General features: G+C 74.2%; 13 protein-coding genes. 6 read left to right on the forward strand and 7 right to left on the reverse strand.

What is annotated here, in order from left to right:
- The first annotated feature begins 71 nt into the window (after window positions 1-71).
- Window positions 72-1,205 (forward strand): phosphate ABC transporter substrate-binding protein PstS, encoded by a 1,134-nt coding sequence (gene pstS, locus O4U47_RS25790; RefSeq protein WP_270680568.1) that lies wholly within the window; start codon window positions 72-74, stop codon window positions 1,203-1,205.
- 61 nt (window positions 1,206-1,266) lie between these two features.
- Here the strand turns inward: pstS and O4U47_RS25795 are convergent, their stop codons facing one another.
- On the reverse strand, window positions 1,267-2,931 hold the full coding sequence (locus tag O4U47_RS25795) for a glycosyl transferase family 2 (RefSeq protein ID WP_270680569.1): 1,665 nt from the start codon (window positions 2,929-2,931) through the stop codon (window positions 1,267-1,269).
- Window positions 2,932-3,401: 470 nt separating this feature from the next.
- On the opposite strand from O4U47_RS25795, the gene O4U47_RS25800 reads away from it, so the two are divergent.
- The 3 genes from O4U47_RS25800 (at window position 3,402) to O4U47_RS25810 (ending at window position 6,484) form a co-directional block, all read left to right on the forward strand.
- Window positions 3,402-3,779, forward strand: coding sequence for an Rv3235 family protein (locus tag O4U47_RS25800; RefSeq protein WP_270680570.1), 378 nt, complete (start codon window positions 3,402-3,404; stop codon window positions 3,777-3,779).
- A gap of 453 nt (window positions 3,780-4,232) precedes the next feature.
- Complete coding sequence (locus tag O4U47_RS25805; protein WP_270680571.1) at window positions 4,233-5,090, forward strand: glycerophosphodiester phosphodiesterase; 858 nt, start codon at window positions 4,233-4,235, stop codon at window positions 5,088-5,090.
- Window positions 5,087-6,484 (forward strand): MFS transporter, encoded by a 1,398-nt coding sequence (locus O4U47_RS25810; RefSeq protein ID WP_270680572.1) that lies wholly within the window; start codon window positions 5,087-5,089, stop codon window positions 6,482-6,484. Before O4U47_RS25805 ends, O4U47_RS25810 begins: the two co-directional genes overlap by 4 nt.
- A 57-nt stretch (window positions 6,485-6,541) precedes the next feature.
- Here the strand turns inward: O4U47_RS25810 and O4U47_RS25815 are convergent, their stop codons facing one another.
- Genes O4U47_RS25815 through O4U47_RS25825 form a run of 3 tightly spaced genes read right to left on the reverse strand, consistent with a single transcriptional unit; the run spans window position 6,542 to window position 9,601 of the window.
- Entirely contained in the window at window positions 6,542-7,366 is an 825-nt protein-coding gene (locus O4U47_RS25815) for a carbohydrate ABC transporter permease (RefSeq protein ID WP_270680573.1), read from the reverse strand.
- Complete coding sequence (locus O4U47_RS25820; RefSeq protein ID WP_270680574.1) at window positions 7,363-8,280, reverse strand: carbohydrate ABC transporter permease; 918 nt, start codon at window positions 8,278-8,280, stop codon at window positions 7,363-7,365. Before O4U47_RS25820 ends, O4U47_RS25815 begins: the two co-directional genes overlap by 4 nt.
- On the reverse strand, window positions 8,273-9,601 hold the full coding sequence (locus tag O4U47_RS25825) for an ABC transporter substrate-binding protein (RefSeq protein ID WP_270680575.1): 1,329 nt from the start codon (window positions 9,599-9,601) through the stop codon (window positions 8,273-8,275). Before O4U47_RS25825 ends, O4U47_RS25820 begins: the two co-directional genes overlap by 8 nt.
- 233 nt (window positions 9,602-9,834) lie before the next feature.
- Between O4U47_RS25825 and O4U47_RS25830 the strand changes: the two genes are divergently transcribed.
- Both O4U47_RS25830 and O4U47_RS25835 read left to right on the forward strand, forming a co-directional pair.
- Window positions 9,835-10,239, forward strand: coding sequence for a nitroreductase family deazaflavin-dependent oxidoreductase (locus tag O4U47_RS25830; RefSeq protein WP_270680576.1), 405 nt, complete (start codon window positions 9,835-9,837; stop codon window positions 10,237-10,239).
- Window positions 10,240-10,413: 174 nt separating this feature from the next.
- On the forward strand, window positions 10,414-10,797 hold the full coding sequence (locus O4U47_RS25835) for an RNA polymerase-binding protein RbpA (RefSeq protein ID WP_026123636.1): 384 nt from the start codon (window positions 10,414-10,416) through the stop codon (window positions 10,795-10,797).
- Between the two features lie 125 nt (window positions 10,798-10,922).
- Here the strand turns inward: O4U47_RS25835 and O4U47_RS25840 are convergent, their stop codons facing one another.
- The 3 genes from O4U47_RS25840 to lnt all read right to left on the reverse strand — a co-directional run bounded on the left by O4U47_RS25840 (window position 10,923) and on the right by lnt (window position 14,161).
- Window positions 10,923-11,705, reverse strand: coding sequence for an HAD-IIA family hydrolase (locus O4U47_RS25840; protein ID WP_270680581.1), 783 nt, complete (start codon window positions 11,703-11,705; stop codon window positions 10,923-10,925).
- Window positions 11,706-11,824: 119 nt separating this feature from the next.
- On the reverse strand, window positions 11,825-12,412 hold the full coding sequence (locus O4U47_RS25845; protein WP_270680577.1) for an FxsA family protein: 588 nt from the start codon (window positions 12,410-12,412) through the stop codon (window positions 11,825-11,827).
- Window positions 12,413-12,499: 87 nt separating this feature from the next.
- Complete coding sequence (gene lnt / locus O4U47_RS25850; RefSeq protein WP_270680578.1) at window positions 12,500-14,161, reverse strand: apolipoprotein N-acyltransferase; 1,662 nt, start codon at window positions 14,159-14,161, stop codon at window positions 12,500-12,502.
- Window positions 14,162-14,530 lie beyond the last annotated feature (369 nt).

A 14,530-nucleotide genomic window follows, 5' to 3' on the forward strand; every position in this document is an offset into this window, starting at 1 on the left:
CGTGCCCGCAGGGGCGGCCGCCGGGACGCCGCCCCGCCGAGGCGCCCACCTGTGGGGAGAAGAGCACAGCCATGCGCATGCGCCCGTCCACCCGCCGCGCCTGCCTCGCGGCCGCCGCCTCGGGGGCCCTCGCCCTCACCGCGGCGTGCGGCAGTGACAACGCCGTGCGCGGCAACAACCCGATCCCCGTCCCCGACGACCTGTCCTGCTTCGAGGGCACCCTGGACGGGGCCGGCTCCAGCGCCCAAGAGAACGCGATGACCACGTGGATCGCGGGCTACCAGACGGCCTGCCAGGACTCGCTGGTCTTCTACGACGCGATCGGCTCGGGCGGCGGGCGCAGCCAGTTCCTCGACAGTGCCGTGGCCTTCGCCGGGACCGACGCCGCCCTGGACCCCAAGGAGCACGAGGAGGCGGTGGCGCGCTGCGACTCCTCGGCGGCGGTGAACATCCCCGCCTACGTGGTCCCGATCGCGGTGGTGTTCAGCCTGGAGGGCGTCGACGAGCTGGACCTGTCGCCGGACACCATCGCGGGCATCTTCAAGGGCGACATCACCCGGTGGGACGCGCCGGAGATCGCCGAGGACAACCCGGACGCCGACCTGCCGGACAAGCGCATCACCCCGGTGTCGCGCTCCGACGAGTCCGGCACCACCGAGAACTTCACCGAGTACCTGCACAGCGCCGCGCCGGACGTGTGGACCTACGAGCCCGGCGGCCAGTGGCCGCTGCCCCCGGTCGAGGCCGCGCAGGGCAACAGCGGCATCGCCGAGGCGGTGGAAGGCGGGAACGGCACCATCGGCTACGTGGAGGCCTCCCACGTGGGGCACATGTCGGCCGCGCGGGTGGGCGTCGGCGAGGAGTTCGTGGAGCTGGCGCCGGAGTCGGCGGCCAAGGTGGTGGCCGAGGCGCCCCGGCGCGAGGGCTCGGGCCGCTACGACTACGCGCTGGAGCTGGACTACGGCACCACCGAGTCGGGGGTCTACCCGATCGTGCTGGTCAGCTACCAGGTGGCGTGCCTGGACTACGAGGACCCCGACCAGGGCGAGCGGGTCCGGGACTTCCTGAGCTACGTGATCAGCCCCGAGGGCCAGCAGGCGGCCTCCGACGAGACCGGGTCGGCGCCCCTGCCCGAGGACATCCGCTCGGACCTGCAGACGACGCTGAACGCGATCAACACGGGCGCGGGCCGGACGTCCGACTGAGGCGCGTGCCGCCCGGCCCGGGTCCCGCCCCCGGGGGGGGCGGAAGGGCCCGTGGGCGGGCTCAGCGCATGAACCGGAGCGGGGCCGCGCATGCGGCCCCGCAGGCGCGGGCCGCCCTGGCCGCTGACGCGCGCGCGGCGGCGAAAAGCGCGCGGATCCGTCCGTCACCCGATTCCGCGTCCGCGCTCTGCTCGCCGTCGTCCCCCTCGTCGAACTCGTCCCGGCCGGGTCCGACCACCGGCCCGTCGCCCTCCCGCTGGCGCCGGGGGCGGGCGTCCGCGCTCTGCTCGCCGTCGTCCTCGTCGCCGTACGCGTCCTGCTCGGCGGCCCCGACCCCCGTCCGCAAGGGCTCCGAGCGGTAGTGGCAGGCCTCGGGGTCGGTGAGGTCCACCAGCGTCCCCTCCCCGGCCTGGATGCGGTAGCGGCCGTACACCTCCGCGACGGCGTCGGCCAGCCGCTCCCCCTGGCACCGCTCCCGAAGGGCGCGGGCCAGCGCGCGGGTGCGCCACAGCCGGACCCCGGCGCCGGGCGTGGGCGCCGACTCGGGGACCAGTTCGACGACGCCGGCGTGCGCGCGCTCGGCGCGGTCGGTCAGCAGCCCCAGCGTGTCGGGGGACAGTCCCCAGGCCACGGGGAGCTGCAGCAGGTAGGGCGAGGGGAAGCCGGTCCGGGGCGGGTCGGGGACGAACCGGACCCGCGCATCCGCGAGGTAGGCGGCCTGGACCAGGCGCAGTTCCAGCAGCGCCTCCTCCGAGACGCGCTCCCCCTCCCAGTCGGCGACCAGGTCCACGCCGATGTCGGGCTCGCCCGCGTCCAGGAGGCGGTCGACGCACCCGCGCACCATGTCGTAGTCGGCGCCGCCGATGTCGACGACCGCGCGGACACGGGGCGGGCGGGTGCGGTCCGCGTCCGCGGCGGGCAGCGCGGTCCCGGCCTCGCCCGTCGACCAGGCGGGCGCATCGCGGTCGGGCAGGAAGAGGGCTCCGGCGGTCCAGAGGCGGTCGGCCAGCTCCGCCTCGCCGAGCGGGCCGTCTCCGGCGGCGGCCCGGAACAGGGCGGTGCGCACGGCGCAGGCCGAGCGGGTGAAGGCCCGGCAGGCGCGGTCGTCGGCCCCGGCGAGGTCGCCGGTGGCGTCCAGCAGGGCGTCGCGGTCGGCGCAGGCGCCGTCGCCGCCCAGGGCGTCGGCCATGCCGCCGGACAGGGCCATGACCGCCGTGTCGGCGGCGTCGGCGGGGACCTCGCGGGCGCTGAGCACGTCGGCGAGGGTGACGCAGTCGGGGCGCATGTGGTGCCAGCGGGCGTGGGTCTCGGCGTAGAAGGGGTCGACGATCATGCCGGCGTCGAGCAGGCAGAGGATGTCGCCCCCGGCGAGGCGGGTGCCCAGGGCGCACGCGGCCGCGGCCCCGGTCCCGGCGGGGACCCGTTCGACGCGGACGCTCTCCCCGGGGTCCTCGGGCAGGGCGACGCCGTCCGCGGCGATGACGAGGACGTCGAGCAGGTGCGCGGGGTAGGTCTGCACGGACAGCGCCGCGAGCGTCAGGTCCAGGCGTTCCCCGCCCAGGGCGGTGACGACGGTGCTCACGGACAGGCGCGGCGTCCAGCACCCGGGATCGGGCGGGTGGAGGCCGGTCCAGTCGTTGCGGTGGACCCGCGCCGGGCCCCGCCGGCCACCTTCGGCGGGGCGCACACCGGCGGGCTGCGACTCGGAGTGGCGATGCGGCAACACATAGTCACTATACCGGCACGGAGCGTCATATTCGCAGAAGGCACGGAAGACATGCCCCGATTCCCGCCCATTCGCAGCCCCGAGCACCGCCCCATCGCATTCGCCCCGCCCGTCCGGGACGGTCGCGCCCTCTGGAGTAGGACCCCCGATGATCTCGGGAAAAACGACGCTACCAGCGCGTTTTTGGCGTCGTTCCTCCCGAGATCAACAACGGGAGGGGACCGACCGCGTCGACCTGGCCGAACGGACACCACACCGCTCCGGAGGACACCCCCGGACGACCGCGCCCGATCGGCCGGAGGGGTATTCCGGCCGGTCCTTCTCCGATGTTCCGGGCCGTCTTGGGCGGACGTCGGACAAAAAGCTGGAATTCCACGTGGCAACGGAGGGTGTCCGCGCCCTCTGTACAGGTGACGGGTGCGGCGCCGCGCCGCCTCCCCGCTCCCGTCGGTGTCCGAGAGGAGCCGGAATTGCCACGACCGCACCCGCCCCGGCGTCCGTCCGCGATCCGCCACCACCGCATCCAGGGCGCCTGGTCACCGCACCAGGTGGTCCGTCTGGCCCAGCTCACCGCCGAGGTCCTGGCGGGAGAGCGCGCGCCCGTCCAGGTGGAGCCCCTCCTCGAACCGCGGCCGTTCTCGATGCTCTGCCGGAGGGCGGGCGCCTTCCGCGAACGTACCCGGCCGCGGGTGCTGCGGACGTGGGTGCGCCCTCAGGGTCCGTCGGTGGCCGAAGCGGCGGCCCTGATCGGGTGCGGCCGGCGCCGCCGCGTCCTGGCCTTCCGCGTCGCGCGCAAAGAGGGCATGTGGGTGTGCACCGACCTGGAGACCGACGTCGGTAAGAGCTAGGCGGCCCACAGCACGCGATACAAAAGGGGCCGCCCCCGGTCCATGGAGCCGGAACCGGCCGACGGCGGCGGCGCGTACGTCGATGCGCGCCGCCGGGCCACCACGCATCGAACGGAGAAGGCCGCAGGCCGTGTCCTCTGGCGCGGTGCCGTTTCCCTCGGGCCGGGCCGGCACCGCCGGCCCGCCCCCTTCCGTTGTCGATCTCGGGGGAAACGACGCCACAACCGCGCTCGCAGCGTCGTTTCCCCGAGATCATCGGGGCTTCGGGCCAGAGGGTGCCCGCACCGGCGGCCACGGCCGCCGAAAGTTCCACCGCTCCAGAGGACACCACCGGGCCGCGCCGCATCAGCGGCGCGATGCTCCCGGCCGGGCCTTCCCGTGTTCGGCTTCGCGGGTGGGGCGGGTCACCGGGCGGTGGTGCCCGTGTCGCCGCCGAACGGCATACTGCTGGGTGTGACTCACCGCTACCTCGACCTCCCCGTCCCCATCGGCCTTGCCCACCGGGGCGGCTGGCTCCGTGACGCCTCCGGGAACGTGCGCACCGAGCTGGAGAACACCGCGGCCGCCTTCCGGTACGCGGTCGAACTGGGCTACCGCTACCTGGAGACCGACGTGCACGCCACCCGCGACGGCGTGCTCGTGGCCTTCCACGACGAGACCCTCGACCGCGCCACCGACCGCGGGGGCGCCATCGCCGACCTGCCCTACGCCGAGGTCGGGCGCGCGCGGGTGGGCGGCAGCGAGCCGGTCCCGGTGATGGAGGAGCTCCTGGACGCCTGGCCCGAGGCGCGCTTCAACATCGACGTAAAATCCGACGCCGCCGTGGAGCCCCTCGCCGACGTGCTGCGCCGCACCGGCGCCGGGGACCGCGTCTGCCTGGGCTCGTTCGACCAGCGCCGCCTCGACCGGGTCCGGAGGGTGATGGGCCCCCGCGTGGCCACCTCCTGCGGCCCCGTCGACGTGGCCCGCCTGCGCGTCGCCTCGCTCCATGCCGCCCTGGCCCCGCTCGCCCGCCGCGGCGTGCAGTGCGTGCAGATCCCCCTGCGCATGCGCGGCTTCCCCGTGCTCAGCCGCGACCTGATCGCCACCGCACACCGCCTCGGCATGCAGGTGCACGTGTGGACCGTCAACGACACCGCCGTCATGGAGCGCCTCCTGGACGCCGGGGTCGACGGCATCGTCACCGACAACACCACCGGGCTGCGCGACGTCCTGGCCGCCCGCGGCGCCTGGCCCGCCCCGCGGCCCAACGGGGCGGCCGCCGTGCCCGCCGCCCCCGCCGCCGACCAGGACGGACCCCGCCCCAGATGACGACCGCCTCCCCCGACCCCGCCCCCGGGAACACCCCCTCCCCCGACCCCGCCCAGCGCAAGCGGGAGCAGCGGGGCTGGTACATGTACGACTGGGCCAACCAGGTGTTCATCACCTCGGTGGTCACCGTGCTCATCGGCCCCTACCTGAGCGGCCTGGCCTGCGCCGCCGCCGGGGCGCCGGACACCACCGTGTGCACCGGCGGCCCCTACTACGTGTATCCGCTGGGCATCAAGCTGCACGCCAACGCCCTGTACCCGGCGGTCACCACCACCGCGATCCTGCTGCAGATCATGCTGCTGCCGGTGGTCGGCGCGATGGCCGACCGCTCCCGGCACAAGAAGCGGTGGCTGTTCTGGCTCGCCTTCACCGGCTCGGTCGCCGTGAGCGCCCTCTACCTCGCCGGGGACCGGTGGCTGCCGGCCGCGGCCCTGTTCCTGGTGGCCAACGTGGTCTACGGCGCCTCGCTGGCGGTCTTCAACTCCTTCCTGCCCGAGATCGCCACCCCCGACGAGCGCGACCGGGTCTCCAGCACCGGGTGGGCCCTGGCCTACCTGGGCGGGGCCACCATGCTCGCCGCCCACCTGGCCCTCGTGCTGATGGCCGACGACCTGGGCCTGGGCCAGGCCGACGCGGTGCGCATCGCCTTCGCCTCGGCCGGGGTGTGGTGGGCCGGGTTCACCGTGCTGGCGCTGCGCCCGCTGCGCAACCGCTACACCGACCTGGCGCTGTCGGCCCGCCGCCCCACGCCGAAGCTGACCGTGGTGCAGTTCGCCCGGACGGTCAAGGGGATGCGCCGCTACCCGCAGACGCTGCTGTTCCTGCTGGCGTTCATCCTCTTCAACGACGGCATCCAGGCGGCCGTGCGCTACGCCGCCCCGTTCGCCACCCAGGACCTGCGCATCGGCCAAGAGGTCATGATGGGCACGATCCTGATGATCCAGTTCGTGGCGTTCGGCGGGGCGCTGGCGGTGGGCCGCCTGGCGCGGGTGACCGGTCCGAAGAACGCGGTGCTGGCCACGCTGGGCGTGTGGTGCGTGCTGGTGACCCTGGGGTACCTGCTGCCCGCGGGCGAACCGGTGCTGTTCATGGCGCTGGGCGTGGGCATCGCCCTGGTGCTCGGCGGCTCCCAGGCGCTGGCGCGGGCGCTTTTCTCCCAGCTCATCCCGCACGGCCGGGAGGCCGAGTACTTCGCGGTGTACCAGATCAGCGACCGGGGGTCGACGTTCCTGGGGTCGCTCGCGGTGACGGTCGCGGTGACCCTCACCGGCGGCTACCGGGTGGCGATCTTCTCCCTGATCGCCTTCTTCATCCTGGGCGGGTTCCTGCTGTGGAGGACCGACTTCCGCAAGGGCATCCGCGACGTGGGCAACGAGGAGCCCGAGCGGGTCTGAGGCGCGCCGCGTCCCCGGGCCCGGCGGGGCCCGGGGACGCGGGCGGTGCTGGCGGTGCTACTGCTTGACGGCGCCCCTGGTGATGCCCTCGACGAAGCTGCGCTGGAACACCACGTAGACCACGACGATGGGGGCGATCACGATCAGGCTCGCCGCGGCGAGCAGCGGCACGTCGGTGCCGTACCGGCCCACGAACAGCCCGAGCCCGGTGGGCGCCGTGCGCATGGACGGGTCCTGCAGCATCACCAGCACCAGCAGGAACTGGTTCCACGACCACATGAACACCAGCACCGTCAGGGTGGTCACCGCGGGCCGGGACACCGGCAGCAGCACCCGCCACAGCACCGTGCCGTCGCGCGCGCCGTCCATGCGCGCCGACTCCACCAGCTCGCGGGGCACCCCGGCGAAGTGGGACTGCATCCAGTACACGCCGAAGGGCAGGAAGAGCGCCACCTCGGCCAGCACCACCCCCGTGTAGGCGTCGGTCAGGCCGACCTCGCGCAGGTTGTAGTAGAGCGCGATCACCAGCAGCTCGACCGGGACGGTCAGGCCGAGCACGAACCCCAGGGACAGGACCCGCCCGCCCCACACCCCCAGCACCGACAGCGCGAACCCGGCCATCGTCGCCAGCAGCACGGTCAGCGGCACCACCGCCCCGCTGACGATGAGGCTGGAGAGCATCAGGTCGCCGAACCCGCCCTCCCGCCAGGCCAGGCCGAAGTTCTCCCAGGACCACCGGTCGGGCACCGACACCCCGTCCACCCGGCTCCCCGACGGGTGCAGCGCCGCCAGCACGATGCCCGCGAAGGGCAGCAGCACGGCCAGCGCCATCAGGTTCAGCAGCGCGTAGCGCAGGGCCTGCCCCGCGGCGCTCGGCCTCATGCGTCCTCCTTGGCCAGTAGCCGGATCCCGCCGACGAACACCACGACGAGGACGGTGAGCACCACGGCCAGCGCCCCGGCCGCGCCGATGTCGCCCTCGTTGAACGCCAGCCGGTACACCAGCAGCCCGGGCACGTTCGTCGCCCCCGCCGGTCCCCCGTTGGTGGTGACGAACACCAGGTCGAAGCTGGCCAGCGCCGCGATGGTGGTGATGACGCCCGCGATGGAGACCTCCCTGCGCAGCCCCGGCAGGGTGATGCTGAGGAAGCGCCGGGCCGGGCCGGCCCCGTCGATGGCGGCCGCCTCGTGCAGGGCGGGGTCGACCCGCTGCGCGCCGCTCATGAAGAGCATCATGCACAGCCCGCTCATGATCCAGGTGCCGACCACCCCCAGGGCGGCCAGGGCGAACCTCTCGTCCCCCAGCCACGCCCGGGTGAGGTGGTCGAGACCGGCCAGCGCGAAGGCCTGGTTGACCATCCCGTCGTCGCTGTACATCCACCGCCAGGTGGTGCCCACCACCACCAGCGGCAGGACCTGCGGCAGGAAGAACACGACCCGGTAGAAGGCGGTCCCGCGGCGCACCCCGCCCGCGAGCAGGGCCGTCATGAGCAGTCCCAGCAGGATGGGCAGGACGGTGAAGAAGACGATGAGCACGAGGGCGTTGAGGACCGCCCGCCCCAGCATCGGCTCGGCCGCCACACGGGCGAAGTTGTCCAGGCCCGCCCAGGCCGGCGGCGCCACTCCGTCCCATTCGAGGAAGGAGAACTGCAGCGTGCTGACCGCCGGGTAGACGGTGAAGGCCAGGTACACGGCCACGGCCGGGAGCAGGAAGAGCCACCCGCGGCCGCGCCCGCCGCGGCCGGTCCGGCGCGCACCGCCCGGGGCGCGGGCGCCGGTCACGGCGGGGTCACCCATGTTCGCCCTCCCATTCCTCCTGGAGGGAGCCGAGGAACTCCTCCTCGGTCCTGACCCCGGCCACCAGCCCCTGGACTCCGGGGGTGAGCCGGTCCAGCATGCCGGGGGCGGCGTAGTCGGGGAACGGCACCAGCCCCTCCTCTTCGATGACCCGGGCGAAGCCCGCGTCGATGTCGCCCATCACGCCGCCTCCACCGCCCGCGGCCTCCGGGTCGACGGGCATGAACCCGCTCTCGGCCTGGATCCGGGCGGCCTCGGGCGAGCCGAGGTAGTCGAGGAACGCCGCGGCGGCGTCGGGGTGGTCGCTCTGGGAGGAGACGGCGTAGGAGACGCTGGAGCCGGACGCGACCGGCACCGGCCCCTCGGGGCCGGGCATGAGGAAGAAGCCGACGTCCTCGCCCATCTCCTCGGCCAGCGCCGCGGCGGCCCAGTTACCGGTGATCAGGAAGGCGCTGCCGCCCGCGGCGAAGTCGGCCTGGGCGTCGATGTCGGAGGTGGCGTTGGCCCCCTCGGACAGGTAGCCGCGCTCCGCCCAGCGGGTCAGGGTGGCGGCCGCCTCTTCGGCCGCCGGGGTCTCGATGGTCGCTCCCGGGGCGCCGTAGACCCAGTCCCGGTAGTCCTGTTCGTCGCCGGTCACGTTGAGCAGGGCGTTCCAGATCTGGAAGCCCCCGACCTCCAAGGCGCCGTTGCCGATGGGCGTGGTCCCCTCGGCGTGCACCTCCTCCAGGGCGTCCTCGAACGCGCCGAGGGTCCGCGGCGGCTCCTCCACCCCGGCCTCGGCGAGGAGGTCCCTGTTGTAGAAGACGCCCAGGACCGACAGCGACCCGGGAACGGCGTACAGGCTGCCGCTGCCGAACCGCTCGGCGTCCGGGTCGGTGCGCAGCGGGTCCATGGCGCTGGAGGGGAACGCCTCCTCCCACCCGTAGGCCGCGGAGTGCTTGTCGAGGTTGAGGATGAGCCCGGCCGGGACCAGGGAGTTCATCGCGCCGGTGTTGTACTGGGCGATGTCGGGCGGGTCGTCGGAGGACATGGCCAGCTTGACGGTCTTCACGTAGTCGCTGAACTGGGTGCGCTCCAGCTCGACGGTGACGCCGGGGTGGCGCCGGGTGAAGCCGTCCACCAGGGCCTGGGTGGGCGGGTCGTCGGTGTAGGCGAGCCTGAGGGTGACCGGTTCGCCGGTGAGGGCGGTGGAGACGGTGTCGGGCACGTCGTCCTCGCGCACGCTCGTGGACAGCACGGCGCACGAGCCGGTGAGGACCAGGACCGCCGCTCCCGCGGCGGCGGAGGCCGCCGGGTGCCGCCGGCGACGGGTGATGGGCATGCTCCCCCTCCCTGCGGATCCCCCCTCTTACCCGCTCGTCGTTCGGATCGATTACGTACCGTACGAAACCCGTTGCACCGCCGACAAGGGCGCTCCCCTGGCCGGGAGCGGCGGCCGGATCCGTTCGGCGCGGGCGGTGGTTCCGACCGGGGCCCATGGGGTAACAGGAGGGCCAGGTGGCCCTCCGCCACCGACAGGACCGACGACGGGACCACTGGGGGAAGGGACGGCGAATGCTGTTCGGCAAGGAGCATGTGGAGCGGTACCAGGAGACCGACGGCGCCGAGGGCCATGACTGGAACGGCACCACGGTCCTCATCCTGACCACCACGGGGCGGTCGTCGGGGCTGCCCCGCAGCACCCCGCTGATCTACCGGTCCTCCGGGGACGCCTACGCGGTGGTCGCCTCCAACGGGGGCGCGGCCGACCACCCGCAGTGGTACAAGAACATCCAGGCCGACCCCGAGGTCGGGGTGCAGGTGCTCGGCGACCGCTTCACGGCGCGCGCCCGCACCGCCGGCCGGGAGGAGAAGGAGCGGCTGTGGCCGGTACTGGCGGCCACCTGGCCCGACTACGACAACTACCAGGCCAAGACCGACCGGGACATCCCCGTGGTGATCCTGGACCGCGTCTCCTAGCGCCCTGCGGGGCGGCGCCCCGCTCCTCCGCGCGCGAAGGCGGCCCCGGTGTGCGCGTCGACGGCCGACCCTTTATCATCGCACGGTTGGACCGCGGTCGTCCGGGGAATCTTTGAGACGGACCGGAGCGTTACATCCACGAAGACCGCTAGAGCGCCTGGAGGCATGTACACGATGGCCGAGCGAGCACTTCGCGGCACGCGGCTCGGGGCGACGAGCTACGAGAACGACCGCAACACCGACCTGGCACCGCGCCAGGAGGTGACCTACGACTGCCCTCGGGGTCATCGCTTCTCCGTCACCTTCGCGACCGAGGCCGAGATTCCGTCCAACTGGGAGTGCCGCTTCTGCGGCGACACCGCCCTGATGGTCAACGGCGAGGAGCCTCAGGAGAAGAAGGCCAAGCCCGCCCGGACGCACTGGGACATGCTGCTGGAGCGCCGCAGCATGGAAGAGCTCGAAGAGGTCCTGGCCGAGCGCCTTGAGCTCCTGCGGGCGCGCCGGCGCGAGGAGCGGGAGCACATGGAGACGGTGGCGGCGCAGCGCAAGAGCGCCTGAGGAGGGAGTGCCGAAAGGCGCACGGCGGCGGATGCGCCGCCTGTCGTTCCGCGTGAAGGGGCGGCGGCCCGGTGGACCGGGCCGCCGCCCCTTCACGTGCCCTGCGGACCGGGGCGGGGGCCCGGTCAGCCGGTGCCGTCGCTCCCCGCCCCGAAGGGGTCGGCGGTGATGCCCACCAGGTCGGCCACCGAGTCCATCACCTTCGTGGGCCGGTAGGGGAACAGGTCGGCGGTGTCCCGGTCGGAGATGCCCGACAGCACCAGCACCGTCTTCAGGCCCGCTTCGAGCCCCGACCGCACGTCGGTGTCCATCCGGTCGCCGATCATCAGCGTGGACTCGGAGTGGGCGCCGATGGCGCGCAGCGCCGAGCGCATCATCAGCGGGTTGGGCTTGCCGACGTAGTAGGGGTCGCGCCCGGTGACCCGCTCGATCAGGGCGGCGATGGCGCCGGTGGCCGGGAGCGAGCCCTCCTGGCTGGGGCCCTTCTCGTCGGGGTTGGTGGCGATGAACCGCGCCCCGTTCTCCACCAGCCGGATGGCGCGGGTGATCGCCTCGAAGCTGTAGGTGCGGGTCTCGCCCAGCACCACGTAGTCGGGGTCGCGGTCGGTCAGCACGTAGCCGACGTTGTGCAGGGCCGTGGTCAGCCCCGACTCCCCCACCACGTAGGCCGACCCGCCGGGGCGCTGCTCATCCAGGAACCGGGCGGTGGCCAGCGCGGAGGTCCAGATCGACTCCTCGGGGATGTCCAGGCCGGTGCGCTTGAGCCGCGCCCGCAGGTCCCGAGGCGTGTAGATGGAGTTGTTGGTCAGCACCATGAAACCGATGCCGCTGTCGCGCAGCTCGGAGACGAAGGCGTCGGCGCCGGGGACGAGGTGCTCCTCGCGCACCAGCACCCCGTCCATGTCCATGAGGTAGTTCCACCGCGGTTCGTTGCTCACGCCTCAATTGTCCCCCGAGCCACGAGTGGATGCGCCGGGGACACCCCGAAAGGCCTGGTTCGCCCGATTGGCGGGCGGTGGGGGCGGCCTCAGCCGGCGGTGCCGGGCTCCTCGGTGGGGTCGACGACGCGGCCCTGGATGACCCTCCCCTTGCCGGGGCGGCCGGCCCCCTCGCCCGGGGCGCCGGACGCACCCGAGGCGCCGGACCCGTCGGAGGGGGCGGTCACCACGGTCACGCCCATCGCGCGGGCGCGGCGGTCGGCCCAGGCGGAGAAGGCCCAGCGCAGCGCGGGGCGGGTGAACGGCAGCGCCAGCAGCCCGCCCACGGCGGCGGTGATGAACCCGGGGATGAGCAGGAGGATGCCGCCGACCATGAGCATCAGGGCACTGAGCATGCCCTCGCGGGAGCGGGACGACTCCCCCTCGCGCAGGGCCTTGGCCATGGCCTGCGGGTCGCCCCCGGCGTCCCGGTAGGCCTGGGCCTGCACGCGCAGGGACTCCTCGAACTCGCGGAAGGCGCGGGTGCCGGCGCGGCGCAGCACCAGCACGCCGACGACGGTGAAGGCGAACAGCAGCGCGATGGTCCAGGGCACGCCGATCCGGCCGCCGACCGCGATCATCAGCCAGATCTCGGCGAACGGCAGCGCCATCAGCGCCAACACGATCAGCAGGGGCATGGGCACCATCCTCGGCGTCGCGGTCTTCGTCCGTGACAACGCATGCGGGCGGCGCGGCGTTCCCGCTCCGGGCCGCCCCCTGCCCGTTCACACCCGGTTCTCACCCTGCGGCGCGGCCGCCCGGCCGGCGGACCGGCGGCGGCGCGCCGCCACGGCGGCCGCGGCCAGGGCCCCCAGGGCCAGGGCGGACAGGGCCGCCTCGGGCAGGGCGCCCAGCCGGGTGGCGGGTGTCAGCCCCTCCTTGGCGGGCAGCTCGGCGACCTGCCAGGCGCGTTCGGCTTCGGGCGAACGGTAGGCCACCGTGCCGTCCGGGTCGACGAAGGCGCTCACCCCGCTGGTGGAGGCGACCACGGCGGGGCGGCCGTGCTCGACGGCCCGCAGCCGGGTGATGGCGAGCTGCTGGTCGGACTGGCCGGTGAAGTTGTAATTGGCGTTGTTGGTGGGCACGGCGATGATCTGCCCGCCCCCGGCGACCGCCTCGCGCAGCGGCCGGTCGAAGGCCACGTCGAAGCAGATGGCGGTGGCCAGCGTGGTCCCGCCGATGGGCAGGTCGCCCGGCTCGGTGCCGGGGACGCCGTCGCTGCCGACCTGCCGCAGGCGGCTCACGAAGCGGGTGAAGAACTCCCGGTAGGGGATGTACTCGCCGAAGGGCACCAGGTACCGCTTGGTGTAGTAGGCGCCCGGCCCCTCCCCGGGGGTCCACACCACGCTGCGGATCTGCCGCTCGGTGCCGTCCTGGCTGTAGCGGGTGATCCCGAACAGCAGCGGCGCGCCGATGCGCTCGGCGGCCCGGTCGATGAGCGCGGCCGCCTCGGGGTCGGCGTAGGCGTCCAGGTCGCTGGCGTTCTCGGGCAGGACCACCAGGTCCGGCCGCTCGGCCTCCCCGGCGTCCACGGCCTCGGCGAGCTCTTCGACGGTGTCCACGTGGTTCCGCAGCACCTGCATGCGCTCGCCGAGGATGTCCATCTCGCCGACGTTGGGCACGTTGCCCTGGATCAGGGCGACGGTGACGGTGTCGCCGGTGTCCGGGGCACCGATGCGGGGCGCCGCCATACCGGACAGGGGGACGGCGACCGCACCGGCCAGCAGGGCGGCGGGCACCGCGAGGGCGCGTGGGCCCACCCCCCGGGTTCGGGCGCGGATCGCGCCCAGAACGGCGGCCAGCAGCAGCGTGCCGCTCAGCGCCACGGCGAAGGAGGCCAGCGGCGAGGACCCCAGGGCGGCGTAGCCGGAGAAGGGGGTGTCGGGCTGGGCGAAGGCGAGCTTGCCCCAGGGGAAGCCGCCGAGCGGGAAGCGGGCGCGCACCGCCTCTTGGAGCACCCACATGGCGGCGGTCCACACGGGCCATCCGGGCAGCCGGGAGAGGGCGGCGATGCCCATGGCCATGGGGGCGAAGTAGACGGTCTCGGCGGCGGCGATGAGCAGCCACACGTCGGCGCCGAAGACGTTCTGCCACTGGATGAGCGGCACCATGAGCACGGCGCCGGAGAGCAGGCCGAGCCAGGCGGCGCGGCGGAGGCGGACGCCGATCAGCGCCGCTCCGAGCAGGGCGACGGCGAGGGGGCCGAGCCACCACAGCCCGTAGGGCGGCAGGGAGAGGAGCTGGGCCAGTCCGGCCGCGGCGGCGGCCGCGGCGCGCAGCAGGGTGGTGCGGCCGGGGCGGGGGCGGCGCGCGGAGGGGGCGGGGTCCGGGGCGGTCCCGGCGCCCTCGGCGTCTCCGGCGTCGGAGCGGGTGCCCTCGGCTACCACGTGCGGCTCGCTTTCCACCTGCGTCCCCGGGGCCCTGCGCCGGGGCGGGGAGGGCGCGCGGCCGGTCGGCCGTCGGCGCCGGGACGTCTGCTCTGCGGGGAGGGGGATGGCGCACCGGGGCCTATGTCCCGGTACGGCGCAACAGTACCACTCGCCCCCGCGGGGCCTCGGTGGGCGCCGCAGGCCCGGCGGGCTCCGGGCGGGGCTCGGGAGGGGGTGCGGGTCCGGCCGGGGTGCGCCGCGGGGAGGACCAGGGACCGCCGGCCCGGAGGGACGCCCGGCGCGGGGGTGCCGCGGCCCGGAGTCCTCTGGCCTCCCCGCGCCTTCCGCCGTGCGGCGGGCGTCCTCCCGGACGGCCGCCCCGGCGGG

It is taken from the genome of Nocardiopsis suaedae, from assembly GCF_027706745.1.
In the GTDB taxonomy this organism is placed as follows: domain Bacteria; phylum Actinomycetota; class Actinomycetes; order Streptosporangiales; family Streptosporangiaceae; genus Nocardiopsis_A; species Nocardiopsis_A suaedae.

Coding starts and splice junctions, on each gene's coding strand:
- pstS (WP_270680568.1), top strand. CDS start 72: ATGCGCATGCGCCCGTCCACCCGCCGCGCCTGCCTCGCGGCCGCCGCC.
- O4U47_RS25810 (WP_270680572.1), top strand. CDS start 5,087: ATGACGACCGCCTCCCCCGACCCCGCCCCCGGGAACACCCCCTCCCCC.
- O4U47_RS25815 (WP_270680573.1), bottom strand. CDS start 7,366: ATGAGGCCGAGCGCCGCGGGGCAGGCCCTGCGCTACGCGCTGCTGAAC.
- O4U47_RS25820 (WP_270680574.1), bottom strand. CDS start 8,280: ATGGGTGACCCCGCCGTGACCGGCGCCCGCGCCCCGGGCGGTGCGCGC.
- O4U47_RS25825 (WP_270680575.1), bottom strand. CDS start 9,601: ATGCCCATCACCCGTCGCCGGCGGCACCCGGCGGCCTCCGCCGCCGCG.
- O4U47_RS25830 (WP_270680576.1), top strand. CDS start 9,835: ATGCTGTTCGGCAAGGAGCATGTGGAGCGGTACCAGGAGACCGACGGC.
- O4U47_RS25835 (WP_026123636.1), top strand. CDS start 10,414: ATGGCCGAGCGAGCACTTCGCGGCACGCGGCTCGGGGCGACGAGCTAC.
- O4U47_RS25840 (WP_270680581.1), bottom strand. CDS start 11,705: ATGGACATGGACGGGGTGCTGGTGCGCGAGGAGCACCTCGTCCCCGGC.
- O4U47_RS25845 (WP_270680577.1), bottom strand. CDS start 12,412: ATGCCCCTGCTGATCGTGTTGGCGCTGATGGCGCTGCCGTTCGCCGAG.